Here is a 16397-nt window from a genome sequence, read left to right as displayed (position 1 = left end):
CAGGGCGGGAGGTCGGGCCTTGCCTGCCGCCAGCGGCCTGGCCACAAGGCAGCCCGGGCCGCCGGCAAGTGCCTGCGGTCATGGAGGCCGGATTTATATCTAATACTTTATGACTAGATTATCTATTGATATCACGTAGATAATAACAATGCTGCCTGGTCCCGGTCCCGATCGGAGGCCTGCGGCGCTGCCGGATTTTCTCCCCGCCGACGGGGACCTTCGCGACAGATCCATGATCCGGAGCGGCAGGCATCTGGACCTTTCGGCCTGTCTGCATGGCTGGTGCTGCGATCGTTTCCAGCGGCTGCTGGCAACGAAACGCCACGCAGGCGCGCCGTGGAATGGAACGAAAACCACTCGCATTCAAGCGCGAAATGCGAATTCATCCGATAACGTGTCAACGCTGTCGGTGCGCAGGCGTTGCCGATAGGTGCGCGCATCAAGGGGGAAGGATGCGCTGCATTCCATCACCGGCGGCATCGATCCCGGGATAGGTGAAAACACCTGTGTTGAGGGCGCAGGTGGATGGGCTGTGCGCCGGTTTTGGCGGTTCACATAATCGGCGGGATTATCAGGTGTAGATACCTATTTTGGCATTGCGATTACCGTGATTGACTGGGGTCTGGTCATCACGTTTCGGATTTTGGGTATTTTCCCGGTGGTCGGTCCGGGGGCTGGCTGCTAGGGAAGGCGCCGACATCGCCGCCATCGTCCGTCGCGGGTTGTCCTGCTCCAACAGGAGCGGACGCCTGGCCATCGGCGATCGCACTGCGACAGACATCGGCAACAGACATCGGCAACAGACATCGACGACGTGCCGCGCGACAACACCCCGGTGCTGCGCGGATGCCGGCAGGCGCTCCCTGCCGGGCGTTTGCATCACACCACCACGCCAGGCAGCCACCACTGCCGGGTGTCCACCCTTCGAACCATGGAACGCACGCAATGCGCACACTTGCAAGATTCACCGGCCTGCTGATCTTCTGCCTGCTGCCATCGCTGGCCTGGGCAGACAGGTTCGACGATGCCCGCACGCTGGTCCGCGAGCACATGCAGAAAAACAACATCCCGGCGATGTCGGTGGCCGTCTGGCGCGACGGCAAGATCCTGTGGGAGGAGGGCTTCGGCCTGGCCGACAAGGAGAACGGTGTCGCCGCCGATGCCAACACCATGTTCTGCCTGGCCTCGCTGTCGAAGACGATGACGGCGACCGGCCTGATGACCCTGGTGCAATCCGGCCGCGTCGACATCGATGCGCCGATCAACCAGTACCTGGGCCAGGACACGCTGACATCGATGATCGGCGACCCCAGGCAGGTCACGGTGCGTCGCGTCGCCAACCACACTGCCGGCCTGCCGGGTGCGGACCAGTTCTTCTACGGCGATGAAGTGGCCAATGCCCCGTCGATGGGCGAGGAGCTCCGTCGCTACGGCATCCTGGTCGCACCCGCGGGCGAGCGCTACCGCTATTCCAACATCGGCTATGGCGCCTTGGGCCACCTGATCTCGAAGGTCTCGGGTAAAAGCTACGACGACTTCATGCTGCAGGACCTGTTCCAGCCGCTGGGCATGATGCGGTCGTCGGTGAACCTCGCGCCGGGGCTGGAGAAGTTCCAGGCCGTCCGCTACGACTTCGACCGCAACCCGATCCCGTTCTACGTCTCGGCCGAGCCGGGATCGGCCTCGGTGTACTCGAGTGCGCACGATCTCGCGAAATTCGGCATGTTCGTGCTGAAGAACCGGGTCCCCGGTCAGAAGCAGATCCTCAGCAGCCGCTCCATCGACCTGCTGACCAGCGATGCGATCATCGAGGGACAGCCGACCGGCGTCTCCAAGGACGGCATGGGCTATGCCTTCGGCTGGATCGTCTGGGAAGAAGACGGCTACCGCTACATCGGCCACAACGGCTCGACCTCGGGCGTCAGCTCCAACTTCGCGATGATTCCCGAAGAGAACACCGGCATCGTCGTGCTCGGCAATGCCGATGGCGCCGCCAGCGGCGTCCTGCGGACCGCGATCCTGAAGGCGCTGCTGCCGTCCTACCACCAGGCTGCGCCGGAGCCGGCCAAGCCCGCCACCGCCGCCACGCCGTTCAAGCCGGCGCCCGAGCTGGTCGGCACCTGGAAGGGCACGGTGCGGACGCCCGAAGGCGAACAGCCGATGGAACTGAAGGTGCTGCCGACTGGCGACACCCACGTGCGCATCGGCGGTGAGCCGCGTTATCCCAATCGCAGTACCTTCCTGCAGGAAGCACTGGTCAACCGCGTCGCGTTCAAGGACGGCGAGCTGACCGGCAGCACGATGGCGCAGATCCAGACCGCCGACACCAAGCGCCAGCCGCATACCGTCTCGCTGTACCTGAAGCTGCGTGGCGATCGCCTCAACGGTTCCGCCACGGCGGTCTCGGTATTCGACGGCTTCTGGATCTTCGGCCTGCCGCATTGGGCGGACCTGCAGAAGGTGGCCGACGGCGGCTGATCTCCCGGACGTGCCGGGCAGGGCCGCGACGCCAACAGGTCGCGGCCTCGTCCGGGTCGCCCGGCGACTTCTCCGGCTGCCCTTCGTCCCGCCACTACCGCTCTCGAAAGACCGCGTCTCTTCATCCCCGCCTGCTGGCCGGCATTCCATCCGGATCCAGCCGTCGCCATCGGGTTCCAGCAATGCACCAGACAAGGATCAATACATGACACTCCGCCCGCTCCTGTTGTCGGCGCTTTCGGCCATCGCCTGCGCGGTCGTCGCAGCCCCGGCTGTCGCGGGAGACCTGCTGTACACCCAGCAGAGCTCCACGACGCTGCCGAGCACCGACACCGGTTACGACTACATCAAGATGCAGCCCGGCACCAGCCGGCTGTTCATGGCGCGCCTGGCCGATGGCCTGACCGTGTACGACGTCGATACCAACAAGGTCATCACCACCGTCGAGAACTCGGTGGGGGCCAACGGCCCGCTGTTGTTGCCGCAGTACAACCGCGGCTACATCGCGATGGACGACGGCTCGCTGTTGACGGTCGACCTCAAGACCCTTCGGCCGATCTCGCGCGATCCGCTGGCCAAGGATGGTGGCCTCAACAGCGCCATCTACGATCCCTACACCAAGCAGATCCACGCCATCGTCGGCGGTCGCCCGAAGGAATCGACCTGGTTCACGCTCGACGCCGCGACCGGCAAGCTGCTCAAGACCACGGTGTTCCCGTTCCGCAAGATGGACGACCCGGCCACGGACGGCAAGGGTCGCCTGTTCGCGCCCGCACGCCGGGACAGCATCGTGCTGGTGCTCGACGCCAATACGTTGGAAGAGAAGGCACGCTGGGAGGTCGGATGCACCGTCTCCAAGGTGCGCTACCAGGCCAGCACCAACCGCGTGCTGGGCGCATGCGGCAGCGTCAAGCCGATGTTCTTCGCGCTCGATGCGGACACCGGCCGCATGATCACGACGTTCCCGATCGGCGCCAGCCTCGATGGCTTCGCGGTCGACGAGCAGCGCCACCGCATCGTCACGTCCAACTATGACGGCACCCTGAGCGTCATCGGCCAGAACGGCGCCAACGATTTCAAGTTGCTGGGCACGGTCGGCACCCACATGGGCGCGCGGATGATGACGATGGACGATCGCGACGGTCGCCTGTACGTGGTCAACGCCGCGTTCACCAGTTCGGCGCCGGACGCCGAGGGCAAGACCACCGAGACCTACCACCCCGACAGCTTTGTCGTCATGACCTACAAGCCGGAGTAAGCGCGGGCCCGGCGTTCACCGCAACAGCGGATCGATGGAACGTCTGGTGACGGTCAGGCAGGGACGCGACCCGCCGATGCCGAGCACGTCCCTCCATCCCTCCGTGTTCCAGACGTGCGCCGCCGCCGGTCGGCGGCGCACGGACATCGGCGCCCCGCGCCCTCCATGGAGATCCCACATGCGTCGCCTGCTTTCCGTGTTCCTGCTGTCCGCCATACTGCCCGGCGTCGCCATCGCCGACGATCTGCTGATCGTCAATCGCATCGTCGATGAAGGCTTCAACCACAGCGAACTGCCCGAGACGGCCTCGCACCTGACCGATCGCATCGGTGGTCGCCTGACCAATTCACCGCAGATGCGCGAAGCCGAACGCTGGACCCAGCAGCGCTATCGCGACTGGGGCCTGAAGAACGTCCATGCCGACGGTTTCGAGTTCGGTCGCGGCTGGTCCATCGAACGCTCCAGCGTGCGCCTGCTGACCCCGAGGGCGATCCAGTACCGCGCGATCCCGATCGCATGGACGCCAGCCACGCAGGGCGCCTTGAATGCGCCGGTGATCGTGGCGCCGATGGTGCGCGATCGCGATTTCGACAAATGGCGGGGACAGCTGCGTGGCAAGATCGTGCTGGTGACGCGCCCGGACACCGGGTCCGAACCTGCCGAGCCTGCCTTCAAGCGCATCGCAGGCGACGAGCTCGCCGGACTCGATACCTACGAGCAGCCGCGCGGTGTGGTCACGCCGACGGCCCTGGCCAAACGCGTCCGCCAGGCGACCTTCGACGCGCGACGCGACGCCTTCCTGGCTGCCGAGGGCGCCGTGGCCTGGGCGAGGAAGGCCCGTCGCGATGGCGGCCTGGTGCAAGGCGAGGGCTACGGCTACCAGGTCGGGCAGACCGCACGCCTGCCGGGCGTGGAACTGGCCGCCGAGGACTACCGCCAGATCGCCAGGCTCTACGTCTCCGGCCTCGCGCCGACGCTGGAGATCAACAGCGCCGTGCGCTTCCACGACGAGGACAGCAAGGCCTACAACATCATCGCCGACATTCCCGGACGCGATGCGAAGGCCGGCTATGTCATGGCCGGCGCGCACCTCGACAGCTGGGTTGCGTCCGACGGCGCGCAGGACAATGCCGCCGGCAGCGCGGTGATCATGGAGGCGGCGCGCATCCTGAGCACGCTGGGCGTCAAGCCCAAGCGCACGATCCGGTTCGCGCTGTGGTCGGGCGAGGAGCAGGGCATCCTCGGCTCGCTGGACTATGTCGAGAAGCATCTGGCCAGCCGTCCGCCGGAAACCAATCCGGACCTCAAGACCGTCAATCCCTACTACACCTGGGATGCGCGCTGGCCGATCACGCCGGGCCCGGGCTATCGGGCGCTGTCGGCGTACTTCAACCTCGACAATGGCTCGGGCAAGATCCGCGGCATCCATACCGAAGGCAACATCGCGGTGGTGCCGATCTTCCAGCAGTGGCTGGCGCCGTTCGCCAGCATGGGCGCCACCCAGGTGGCGGCGGCACCGACCGGCGGCACCGACCATGTGGTCATGCAGGCGGTCGGCATTCCCGGCTTCCAGTTCATCCAGGACCCGCTGGACTACGACAGCCGCATCCACCACACCAGCCTGGACAGCTACGACCACCTGCGCATCGAAGACATGAAGCAGGCAGCGGTGATCCTGGCGACGATGCTGCTGCGTGCCGCCGACAGCGACGAGCCGCTGCCGCGCATGCCGCTGCCGCGCACGCCGAAAGCCACCGATCCCTTCGCAATCGAGGACGACGCAGACTGAGCCAACGCGATCCGCACGCCGCGACCTGCATCGCATGCTGCACGCAGGTCGCTACCCGGTTTTCCATCCACATCGCCAGCCATGGGCGCTGATCCGGTCTGACCGGATCGTTCCAGCCACCGCCCCCGGCCGGCAACCGCACCGAGACCGAACATGAACCACTCCAGCGCCCGCCATTTCCGCCAGCCTGCTGCGTCGTTCGATGCGATCGTCGCAGCCGGACCGTCCGTCGCCCTCCGGGCCGCCCCATTGCGATACGCCTGCGCCGCCGTCCTGGCGATTGCGTCCGTCGCCTCCACGGCGCAGGCGCAGACCGCGCCTGTCGCGCCCGGCGCCCCGCAGCCCGCCAGCGCGCAGACCGCGCCGGAAAAGGATCCCGAGGTCATCGCGCAATACAACGTCATGGTGCCGATGCGCGATGGCGTGCGGCTGTCGACCGACATCTATCGTCCGGCCAAGCCCGGCCGCTATCCGGTGGTGCTGACACGCGGCGCGTACGGCAATGGTTCGGGTGGTCTGGCCGGCGCGACCGAATGGATCAAGCGCGGTTATGCCGTGGTCAACCAGGACGTGCGCGGGCGCTACGATTCCGAAGGGCATTACTACCCGTATGCGGCCGAGCTTGCCGACGGCTACGACACCCAGCAATGGGTCGGCAGCCAGCCCTGGTCGAGCGGCAAGATCGGCATGGTCGGCAGTTCCTATGGCGCGTCGGTGCAGTGGCTGTCGGCGCACCTGCGCTCGCCGTCGCTGGTGGCGCTGATCCCGATGGTCTCGCCGTTCAACTACTACAAGAGCGTGGCCTACTCCGGTGGCGCGTTCCAGCTGGCCTCGCGCATCGACTGGGCGTTCTACATGGCCGGACGCACCGGGCAGACCGGTTTCGATTGGGAGCGCATGCGCAACCACCTGCCGTTGAAGGACATGGATACCGCGTTCGGCTACGACCTGCCGTACTGGCGCGACTGGATCGCGCATCCCAGCGAGGACAGCTACTGGGACAACCTCAATGCCGAGGCGCGCATCCCCGAGATCGACGTGCCGGCGCTGAACATCGGCGGCTGGTACGACGCGTTCCTGGGTGGCACGCTGGCGAGCTATACCGGCATGCGCGACGGGGCCTACAGCGAGAAGGCGCGTCAGGGCCAGAAGCTGGTCATCGGCCCGTGGAACCACTTCGTCAGCCGCGACTGGACGCCGGCGCTGGACTTCGGTCCCGATGCCAAGGGCGGCATCGAGCAGATGCAGGTGCGCTGGTTCGACCATTGGCTCAAGGGCGAGGACACCGGCTTCCTGCGCGAGCCGCCGGTGCGTCTGTTCGTCATGGGCGAGAACGTCTGGCGCTCCGAGCAGGACTGGCCGCTGGCACGCGCGCAGTACACCAAGTACTACCTGCACAGCGACGGCAAGGCCAATACCGCGCAGGGCAACGGACGCCTGGACACGCGCGCGCCGGCCAACGAAGGCGCCGACACCTACGTCTACGATCCGGCGAACCCGGTGCCGACGCGTGGCGGCAACCTGCTGCCGGTGCCGCTGGGCGCGGGCCCGGCCGAGCAGGGCGACCTGTCGTCGCGCCAGGACGTGCTGGTGTTCTCGACCGAACCGCTGCAACGCGATACCGAAGTCACTGGTCCGATCACGATGACCCTGTACGCGGCCTCGACGGCGCCCGACACCGACTTCACCGCGAAACTCATCGACGTGCATCCCGATGGCAAGGCCTACAACCTGGCCGACGGCATCATCCGCGCGCGCTATCGCGAATCGCTGAAGCAGCCCCGGCTGATCGAGCCGGGCAAGGTTTACGAGTACACGATCGACCTGGTGGCGACCAGCAACCTGTTCAAGCAGGGGCATCGCATCCGCGTGGACATCTCCAGCAGCAACTTCCCGCGTTTCGACCGCAATCCCAACACGGGGCACACGTTCGGCGAGGATGCGCAGATGGTGAAGGCCACGCAGACCATCCACCACGCGCGCAACTATCCGTCGCACATCGTGCTGCCGATCATCCCGCGCTGACCCGGGCGAGGAGACACGCGCGATGCCAGCGACCGCCATGATCGACCGCACCTGTCCACGTCGCGGGTGGCTGTGCAGGCGTGCCCTTGACGCCTGCGCGCTGCTGTGGATGGTGACCGTGCTGGCGGCCCTGCCGGTCCAGGCTTCGGCGGCGGGCGCTGCGGTCGGCACCGCGTTGGACGAGGGTCCGAACGCGGACACGCAGGCGGCCGCCATCGAAGCGTTGATGGCCAGGCACGTGACACCGGGGCAGCCCGGTGCCGCGGTGGGCGTCTACCGGGCGGGGCGCATCGTCTATGCCAAGGGCTTTGGCGTGGCCGACCTGGAAACCGGCGCGCCGATCACCCCGCGCACGCCGTTCTATGTCTCCAGCGTCTCCAAGCAGTTCACCGCCTTCGCGATCGCGCTGCTGGTGCAGGACGGCAAGGTCGACCTCGATGCCGATATCCGTCGCTACCTGCCCTGGTTTCCCGATCTGGGCCAGGCGATCACGACCCGCGACCTGGTCCACCATACCAACGGACTGCGCGAACAGTACGAACTGATCCTGCTCAGCGGTCGCGACCTGCGCGACCTGGTGACGCAGGCGCAGTTGCGTCAGGTCATCGCCCGCCAGCGCGAACTGAACTTCGCACCCGGCACGGATTTCCTGTACGGCAACACCGCCTACACGCTGATGGCCGAGATCGTCCATGCCGTCAGCGGCAAGACGCTGCGCGAGTTCACGTCGCAGCGGATGTTCGCGCCACTGCGGATGGTGAACACAGGTTTCATCGACGACTGCTGCGAGGTGACCCCGGGCAGGGCGTTCCACTACGACAAGCTGGCCGGCGGCGGCTGGAAGCGCATGCGCAGCTCGGCCGGCGGCGCCGGCCCGGATGGCCTGTTGACCACGATCGAGGATCTTGCGGCGTGGTCGGGCAACTTCGGGCATCCCCGCGTCGGCGACAAGGCGCTGATCGGGATGGTCACGCGCGGCGGCACCCTGCGCGACGGCAGTCCGCTGCATTACGGCTTTGGTCTGTTCGATCTGCCGCAGGGAGGACGTGAGGCGATCAGCCACATGGGCGTGGACGTCAATGTCATGTCCTACTTCGTCTACTATCCCGCGCATGACCTCGGCATCGCGGTGCTGAGCAATTCCGATGTCGAGGTGGTCGAGGTCGCGATGGCGGTCGCCGATCTCTACCTGCCACCGGTGCCTCCCGCCAGCGCGCCGGCAGGCCCGGCAGCGCTGCGCGCGCCGGCCGCGACAATGCTGGAGCGGCTGACGGGCATCTACGTGGCCGAGACCCGGCCCGCGCTCGTACTCGAACGCGATGGCGCCGCGCTGCGCATGCGCCAGATCGGCGACAAGGCCGGGCAGGTGCTGACCCTGCGCGACGATGGCAGCTTCGATACCGGAAAGCGGCCGGGCGAATTCTTCCGCGCGACGACGGCCGTCGACGGCGGGTCTGCCGCGGTCGCGGCGCTGGAGCGCGTGCCGGTCGCGGGCGCGGCCACGCGCTACCGGCGCGTGCCGCCCATGCGCGGCGATGCCGCCGCATGGCAGCCGCTGACCGGCGCGTATCACAGCGATGAGCTCGACGTCACGTACACCTTCGCGGTCGAGGATGGCCGCCTGGTGGCGCGCCTGCTGTGGCACGACGCACCGATCGTACTGGTGCAGGTCACCGCCGGCAGGTTCGACTCTGCCGCGACGACGCTGCGCAGCGGTAGCGTGCCCTATGCGTTCACCTTCGACATCGATGCGCAGGGCCGGGCCGATCGCGTCCGCATGCACAGCCCGCGGGTCCGCAGCATCGCATTGACGCGGGTGGCGCCATGACCGGCGCGCACCCCGGGAGATGCCCGCCATCGATCCAGCATGACCTTGACCGGAGCCACCCGTGATCCAGCAACACGCTTTTGACATGGCGCACCCGGCGCGTTCCTCCGGCGTCCACCGTGGCAGCTCGCGTGCCTCGCGCGCGACCGGCGCGCTGGCACTGCTGTTGTGCGCCTGCGGCTGGGCCGGGCCGGCCCTCGCGGCGGACCGCTTCGAGGATGTCCGCCAGTTCATCCGCGAGGAGCTCGTCCGCCAGTCGGTGCCCTCGATCTCCGTCGCGGTCGCCAAGGACGGCAGGATCCTGTGGGAGGAGGGTTTCGGCTGGGCCGACCGCGAACAACGCAGGCTGGCCGACGAACACACGATGTACTCGCTGGCGTCGATCTCCAAGCCGATCACCGGCACCGGGCTGATGACCCTGGTGCAGGCGGGCAAGATCGATCTCGACAGGCCCGCGAACGACTACCTGGGCAGCGCGAAACTGCGCGCGCGGGTCGGCGATGCGCGCCAAGCGACCGTGCGGCGCGTCGCCAACCACACCTCCGGCTTGCCGCTGCATGCCCAGTTCTTCTACGCCGACGAGCCGTACGCGCGACCGTCGATGGACGAGACCATCCTCCGCTATGGCAACCTGATCGCCGCGCCCGGCGAGCGCTATGCCTACTCCAACCTCGGCTACGGCATCCTCGACTACATCATCGAGCGTGTCTCCGGCCAGCGTTACGCCGACTACATGCGGCGTGAGGTGTTCGTCCCGCTCGGCCTGACGCGGACCTCGGTCGATATCGGCCCGGGCCTCGGGGCCTTCACGGCGACCCGCTATGGCCCCGATGGCCTGCCGATCCCGTTCTACGACTTCGATCATCCCGGCGCGTCGGCGGTGTTCTCGAGCGCGCACGACCTCGTCCGCTACGGTATGTTCAACCTCAAGGCGCACCTGCCGGACCAGCGCGCGATCCTCAGCGACGCCTCGATCGACGAGATGCATCGGCGCACCTCGGATGGCTGGGCCGACAGCGGCTACAGCGTCGGGTTCGCGGTCCGCACGGTCGGCGGCCATCGCCTCGTCGAACACAGCGGCGGCATGGGCGGGGTCTCGACGCAGATGCAGTTGTTTCCGGACCAGGGCCTGGCCGTCGTGGTCCTGAGCAATTCGCGCAACGACCTGCCGTTCCAGGTCGCCGACAAGGTCGTCGCCACACTGTTGCCGGGCTGGACCGGTGTGCCGCGCAAGCCGTGGAGTCCGCCCGCGTTCGTCATGACCCCGCAACTGCTGGGCACGTGGAAGGGCACGCTGTCGACCTATGTCGGCGACGTCCCGGTGGAGCTGCGGTTCCTGCCCAGCGGTGATGTGCATGCGGTGTTCGCCGACCAGTTACCGACCCTGGTGGACAAGCCTTATCTGGAAGGCGACGTGTTCCATGGCAGCCTGAATGCACGCATCGGTACCCCCGATACCGAGCGTCAGCGCTATACCGTCGCGCTGTCGCTGAAGCTGCGCGGAGAGGTCATGAACGGCGCGGCCGAAGCGATGGGCAGCGACGAACCCCGCGTCGGCAATGCGCTGACGCACTGGATCGAGTTGAGTCGCCAGTGATGCCCCGTATCGCGCGGTGGTTGATGATGGGCCTGGTGTGCATGGTGTCGGCGCTGCCCGCCGTTGCGGCAAGGCCAGGGTCCGGTGCCAGTGCAGCCGCCCGCGCAGGCGTTCCGCTGGACGTGCGTACGCGTTATGCGCCAGCGCGCAGCGGCCCGGTGTTGATCCGCGATGCCACCGTGTTCGACGGCCGCGGTGGCATGCTGCGGCCGGGCAGCGTGCTGCTGGTGGACGGGCGGATCGCCGAGATCGGCGCGGTCGTGGCGGCACCTGCCGGCGCGCAGATCATCGATGGCCGCGGCAAGTGGGTCACGCCCGGCATCATCGACGTGCACAGTCATCTGGGGGCGGCGCCGTCGCCGTCGGTGCGCGGCCACGGCGACATCAACGAAACCAGCGGGCCGATCCAGCCCGGCGTGCGCGTCGAGGATGCGATCTGGCCGCAGGATCCGGGCTTCTCGCGCGCACTCGCCGGAGGCGTCACGGCGATGCAGATCCTGCCGGGGTCGGCCAACCTGATCGGCGGACGCACCGTCGTCATCAAGAACGTCGGCGCGCGCAGCGTCGCCGAGATGAAGTTTCCCGGCGCCGCGCCGGGCGTCAAGATGGCCTGCGGCGAGAATCCCAAGACCACCTACAACCTGGGACGTGGCTGGGGCAGCCTCGGCGTCGCACCGACCACGCGGATGGGCAACTTCAAGCTGGTGCGTTCGGCGTTCATCGAAGCGCAGCGCTGGCGCGATGGGCAGCGCGATGCCGCCGACATCGACTGGACCCTGGTCGGTGGCGAGCTGGGCCTGCAGACGTTGCTGGGCATCCTGCGCGGTGAGGTCGTCGTGCATGTCCACTGCCACCGTGCCGACGAGATGGCCCTGATGATGACGCTGGCCAGCGACTTCGGTTTCCGCATCGGTGCATTCCACCATGCCCCCGAGGCCTACAAGATCGCCGACCTGCTCGCGCGCGAGGGCGTCTGCGCCGCGCTGTGGTCGGACTGGTGGGGTTACACGATGGAGTCGCTGGATGCGGTGCCGGAAAACCTGCCGATGACCCAGCATGCGGGCGCGTGCGTGATGATCCATTCCGACCATGCGATCGGCATCCAGCATCTCAACCAGGAAGTTGCGTCCGCATTGGCGGACGGTCGCGCGATGGGGCTTACCATCGACGATGCCAAGGCGTGGGAGTGGCTGTCGCTCAATCCCGCCAGGCTGCTGCGCATCGACGACCGCGTCGGCACGCTCGAGTCGGGAAAAATGGGCGACGTGGTGCTGTGGGACGGGCATCCGTTCTCGATCTACACACGCGCCGAAAAGGTCTACATCGATGGTGCGCTGGCCTACAGCCGCACCGACCCGGTGCGCCTGCCGCTCGACGATTTCGAGCTGGGCCTGTCCGAACGCGAGGACCTGCAATGAGCCGCGCGCAGGTGTGTCGCGCATCGCTGGCGCTGGCGCTGGCGCTGGTGCTGCCGCAGGCCGGTTGGGCGCAGATGATCGCGATTGTTGGCGGCAAGGTCAGCACCGCCGGCCCCGCGGGGACGTTGCCGCGCGCCACCGTGCTGCTCGACAACGGCAGGATCGTCGCGGTCGGGGAGACAGTCCCGGTGCCTGCCGACGCGCAGGTCGTCGACGCCACGGGCGCGTGGGTGACGCCGGGCCTGTTCGATCCCTGGAGCATGCTCGGGCTGTCCGAAGTGGAGTGGGTGCTGTCGCCGCAGGACCAGTCGGCGGCCACAGGGCCGGATGCGGCGGCGTTCGAAGTCGCTGCCGGCGTCAATCCCGATTCGATGCTGCTGGCCACGGCACGCCAGCGCGGCATTACGCGGGCGGCGACATTCCCGTCCGCCGCGCGATCGCTGTTTGCCGGCTTCGCGGCGCTGATCGACCTGGGCAACCCGGATGCGCCGGTCTTCGTCGAGCAGGCGGCGGCGTACATGGAACTCGGCGCGCGCGGCGCGCAACTCGCCGGCGGCGCGCGCGGCGCCAGCCGGGCGCTGGTCGAGCGCGTGCTGGCCGAAGCCACCCGCCAAAACGGATCGCCGGCCGCCTTCGCCGGCCTCAATGTTGAGGACATGCGCGTGGTCGGCCGGATCGTGCGTGGCGACGTGCCGGTGGTGGTGCGGGCGCAGCGGCGCAGCGACATCCTCGAGGTCGTCGCGTTGAAGCAGCGCTATCCACGCGTGCGGATGAGCCTGCTGCACGGCAACGAAGCCTGGAAGGTCGCGGCCGGTCTTGCCGCGGCGGGCATTCCGGTGATCCTCGACAGCTACGACAACCTGCCGCTCGATTTCGACCAGTTGGCGTCTACCCAGCTGTCCGCCGCAAGGCTGTCGGCGGCCGGCGTCATGGTGCTGATCGCACCGTTGTCGCGCAGCAGCGCCAGCGTGCCGCACAACTCGCGACGGCTGGCGCAATACGCGGGCAACGCGGTCGCGCATGGACTGGACTGGGAACAGGCGCTGAAGGCGATCACGCTGTATCCGGCGCGCATCTACGGCGTCGAGCGCGACCTTGGCTCGCTGGAGGCGGGAAAGATCGCCGACGTAGTGATCTGGAATGGCGATCCGTTGCAGTTGTCGAGCCGACCGCAGGCGGTGTTCATCGCCGGAAAGCCGATGTCGCTGCAGACCCGGCAGAGCCTGCTGCGCGAACGCTACCGGGATCCCGCGCATCCGGATCGCACCGGCGATCTGCGTGAGCGTGCGTCCCAGGGGGCTTCGGCGCAGGGCAGTTCCGGTCAGGCCAGCTCCAACTAGGGCGACGCTCGGACGGCCGCGCCGGCGAGAATGCCGCGTCATCGTCCGCCGTCACAGCGTTCCATGTTCCAGCTCCAGGCATCTGCCGGTCCACGTTGGACCTTCCCTTTCTTGCCGGGCGTCGTTGTCGCGACGTCCATGGAATCGAGACATGACCAGACAGTTCCCACTCCCGCTCCTGCTCGTGCTTGCCGCGCTCTGCTGCCTGCCTGTTGCCTTGCAGGCCGCCGCGCCTGGCGCGGGCCATGGCAGCACGCTCGAGGCAGGCGCGCTCGAGGCAGCCACGCTCGACGCCGGCAGGATCGACGCCGGCAAGGTCGCGCTGCTGCGCGAGGATATCGTCCGGCGCATGCGCGAGACGGGCACCGCGTCGGTGGCGGTGGCCGTGGCCCAGCACGGACGCATTCTCTGGGAAGAGGGCTTCGGCTGGGCGGACCGCGAACGACGGATCCCGGCCAACGCGCATACGCTGTACTCGCTGGCGTCGGTCAGCAAGCCGATGACGATGACCGCCATCATGGTGCTGGTCGAGCAGGGCAAGATCGACCTGGATCGCCCGATCAACGATTATCTCGGCGACGCCAAGCTGACCGCGCGCGTCGGCGATGCCCGCGATGCGACCGTGCGACGGGTCGCATCGCATACCGCGGGCGTGCCGGTGCATTCGCAGTTCTTCTTTACCGACGAGCCGTACCCGCTGCCGACGATGGACGAGACCATCCTGCGCTACGGCAACCTGATCGCGTTGCCGGATGAGCGCTCGATCTATTCCAACCTCGGATACGGATTGCTCGGCTACAGCGTCGAGCGGGTGTCGGGGCAGACGTTCGCGGATTTCATGCGCAACGAGGTGTTCCTGAAGCTGGGCATGACGCATACCTCGGTCGATATCGGTCCGGGACTCGCGCCGTACCAGGCGATCCGCTACGAGGTCGACGGCAAGCCGATCCCGTTCTACCGGATCCCGACGCCCGGTTCCGGCGATGTCTACTCGAGCGCGCACGACCTGGCGCTGTTCGGCATGTTCCACCTGAAGCAACGGATTCCCGGCCAGGCCAGGATCATTTCCGACGCCGGCATCGACACGCTGGCGACGTTTCCCGGCCTGATCAGCAAGTACGGCGGCATGCCCGGCGTAGCGACGGTGCTGCAGGTCGTGCCGTCGGCGGGCCTGGTCGTGGTGGTACTGGCCAACAACAGCTGGTACGGCCCCGAACGCAACAAGATCAAGGTCGACGAGATCGCCAACGGCATCCAGCAGGCGCTGGCGCCGGGCTCGTTCGCCGCCAGCCTGCCCCGGGTCGACAAGCAGCAGGCGCCGGTCTCGGACCTGGCGGGCACCTGGCGTGGCGCGGTGCACACGCATGTCGCCGAGGTCCCGCTGACGCTGCAGGTGCTCGCAACCGGCGAGGTGCGCGCCAGGCTGGGCGAGCAGCCCATGACCCTGCTCGACAAGCCCAGCTTCGAGAACGGCTGGCTGGAGGGCACGACGATCGGTGACATCGGTACGCCCGATGCGAACCGCAACTGGCCCTACAGGCTGAAGTTCCTGCTCAAGCAGCGCCCGGGCGTGCTCGAAGGCGGGCTCGAGGTCAACTCCGAGCTGATGCACCCGCCACGCGGCGAGGCGATGACGTACTGGGTGCACCTGCGCAAGGAATGATCGCGCCGGCAGGTCGCCCGGCAGGGGCGCGGATGTCCCGCGCACTACGCCCGGCAAACGCGGCCGATGCGGTCGCGCTCAGTCGCGTCGATCCAGTCGCCAGGCGCAGGTTGACAAGGCGGTGACGCCTTCGGCGACAAAGCCCGGTTCGCGATCGAGGATGTCACGGCGTTCGAGCAGGTCGACCGTCCAGTCGGCGGCGAATCGCTCTCGCACTTCCGGCGCCTCCACCGAGAACGGTGGACCGTCCTTCTGCGCCTGCGGGTATTCCAGCGTGATCAGCAGGCCGCGGCAGCCCGGCCGCAGGCGATGCCAGGCGGTGTCGACATAGGTGGCGCGCATCGGTGGCGGCAGCGCGATCAGCGCGGCGCGGTCGTAGACGCCGGCACAGCCGGCCAGCACCGTGTCCGGCAGGGCGAAGGCGTCGCCGCAGATCAGTTCATAGGGGCCGGCGACGAAATGGACGCCGGACGCTGATGCGTGCGTCGCGGGCGACAGTCCGCGCTCATCGAAGAACTGCCGGATCGCGAGTTCCGACAGTTCGATGCCCAGCACCGCATGTCCCTGTTCGGCCAGCCAGGCCATGTCCAGCGACTTCCCGCACAGCGGCACGAACACGCGGCTGCCGGCAGGCAGGGCAAGGGCCGGCCAGTGCTTGTCCAGCAGGGGCGAGGGCCGGTCCTGGTGGAAGCCGATGCGGCCTGTCTCCCAACGCTGGTGCCAGAAACCCTGTTCCATCAGAACGCTCCATTGTATTCAGTCCGATGCGTAGACGCCGTCCGGTCGATCCGGTCCGATCGGCCGGCGGTCATCGTGGCAACGTGGCGCGTGCTAGCCGCGATGACGAATGCGCTGCAGCGCGCCGGGACGGAGAACTACTGGACATCCAGTCCATCCACCTTCTGCCGCGCCTCCATAGCATGTGGCGAATGCGATCACGAACGCGCCGCAGCGCGCCGGGATGGAGAACTACTGGACATCCAGTCCATCCACCTTCTGCC

General features: G+C 67.5%; 10 protein-coding genes. 9 read left to right on the top strand and 1 reads right to left on the bottom strand.

Annotated features, from left to right (window positions below; translation table 11 throughout):
• Positions 1–945: 945 nt before the first annotated feature.
• From ACYX7E_RS05050 to ACYX7E_RS05010, 9 genes are all read left to right on the top strand, one after another.
• Entirely contained in the window at positions 946–2478 is a 1533-nt protein-coding gene (locus tag ACYX7E_RS05050; RefSeq protein ID WP_462079481.1) for a serine hydrolase domain-containing protein, read from the top strand.
• Between the two features lie 205 nt (positions 2479–2683).
• Positions 2684–3736: a hypothetical protein gene (locus ACYX7E_RS05045; protein ID WP_462079480.1), complete on the top strand. Its 1053-nt coding sequence runs from the start codon at positions 2684–2686 to the stop codon at positions 3734–3736.
• 178 nt (positions 3737–3914) lie between these two features.
• On the top strand, positions 3915–5525 hold the full coding sequence (locus tag ACYX7E_RS05040) for a M20/M25/M40 family metallo-hydrolase (protein WP_462079479.1): 1611 nt from the start codon (positions 3915–3917) through the stop codon (positions 5523–5525).
• A 153-nt stretch (positions 5526–5678) separates the two neighbouring features.
• Positions 5679–7550 carry a CocE/NonD family hydrolase gene (locus ACYX7E_RS05035; protein ID WP_462079478.1) on the top strand — a complete coding sequence of 624 codons (1872 nt, stop codon included), beginning with the start codon at positions 5679–5681 and terminating at the stop codon, positions 7548–7550.
• Between the two features lie 22 nt (positions 7551–7572).
• Complete coding sequence (locus ACYX7E_RS05030) at positions 7573–9378, top strand: serine hydrolase domain-containing protein (protein WP_462079477.1); 1806 nt, start codon at positions 7573–7575, stop codon at positions 9376–9378.
• Between the two features lie 61 nt (positions 9379–9439).
• Positions 9440–10975 (top strand): serine hydrolase domain-containing protein, encoded by a 1536-nt coding sequence (locus ACYX7E_RS05025; RefSeq protein ID WP_462079476.1) that lies wholly within the window; start codon positions 9440–9442, stop codon positions 10973–10975.
• A 26-nt stretch (positions 10976–11001) separates the two neighbouring features.
• Positions 11002–12393 (top strand): amidohydrolase, encoded by a 1392-nt coding sequence (locus ACYX7E_RS05020; protein WP_462079861.1) that lies wholly within the window; start codon positions 11002–11004, stop codon positions 12391–12393.
• Positions 12390–13733: an amidohydrolase family protein gene (locus ACYX7E_RS05015; protein WP_462079475.1), complete on the top strand. Its 1344-nt coding sequence runs from the start codon at positions 12390–12392 to the stop codon at positions 13731–13733. Before ACYX7E_RS05020 ends, ACYX7E_RS05015 begins: the two co-directional genes overlap by 4 nt.
• Before the next feature lie 151 nt (positions 13734–13884).
• The gene (locus ACYX7E_RS05010; protein WP_462079474.1) at positions 13885–15396 is read left to right on the top strand and encodes a serine hydrolase domain-containing protein; all 1512 of its coding nucleotides are present in this window, start codon (positions 13885–13887) and stop codon (positions 15394–15396) included.
• Positions 15397–15474: 78 nt separating this feature from the next.
• Here the strand turns inward: ACYX7E_RS05010 and ACYX7E_RS05005 are convergent, their stop codons facing one another.
• On the bottom strand, positions 15475–16134 hold the full coding sequence (locus ACYX7E_RS05005; RefSeq protein ID WP_462079473.1) for a thiopurine S-methyltransferase: 660 nt from the start codon (positions 16132–16134) through the stop codon (positions 15475–15477).
• Between the last annotated feature and the right edge of the window lie 263 nt (positions 16135–16397).

The organism is Luteimonas sp. RIT-PG2_3 (assembly GCF_054902115.1).
This window is presented reverse-complemented; position numbering and strand designations above follow the sequence as displayed.

What these genes read in the sequence shown, in the direction of transcription:
- ACYX7E_RS05010 (WP_462079474.1), top strand. Translation starts at nt 13,885, where the DNA reads ATGACCAGACAGTTCCCACTCCCGCTCCTGCTCGTGCTTGCCGCGCTC.
- ACYX7E_RS05035 (WP_462079478.1), top strand. Translation starts at nt 5,679, where the DNA reads ATGAACCACTCCAGCGCCCGCCATTTCCGCCAGCCTGCTGCGTCGTTC.
- ACYX7E_RS05045 (WP_462079480.1), top strand. Translation starts at nt 2,684, where the DNA reads ATGACACTCCGCCCGCTCCTGTTGTCGGCGCTTTCGGCCATCGCCTGC.
- ACYX7E_RS05030 (WP_462079477.1), top strand. Translation starts at nt 7,573, where the DNA reads ATGCCAGCGACCGCCATGATCGACCGCACCTGTCCACGTCGCGGGTGG.
- ACYX7E_RS05050 (WP_462079481.1), top strand. Translation starts at nt 946, where the DNA reads ATGCGCACACTTGCAAGATTCACCGGCCTGCTGATCTTCTGCCTGCTG.
- ACYX7E_RS05040 (WP_462079479.1), top strand. Translation starts at nt 3,915, where the DNA reads ATGCGTCGCCTGCTTTCCGTGTTCCTGCTGTCCGCCATACTGCCCGGC.
- ACYX7E_RS05020 (WP_462079861.1), top strand. Translation starts at nt 11,002, where the DNA reads ATGGGCCTGGTGTGCATGGTGTCGGCGCTGCCCGCCGTTGCGGCAAGG.
- ACYX7E_RS05005 (WP_462079473.1), bottom strand. Translation starts at nt 16,134, where the DNA reads ATGGAACAGGGTTTCTGGCACCAGCGTTGGGAGACAGGCCGCATCGGC.
- ACYX7E_RS05015 (WP_462079475.1), top strand. Translation starts at nt 12,390, where the DNA reads ATGAGCCGCGCGCAGGTGTGTCGCGCATCGCTGGCGCTGGCGCTGGCG.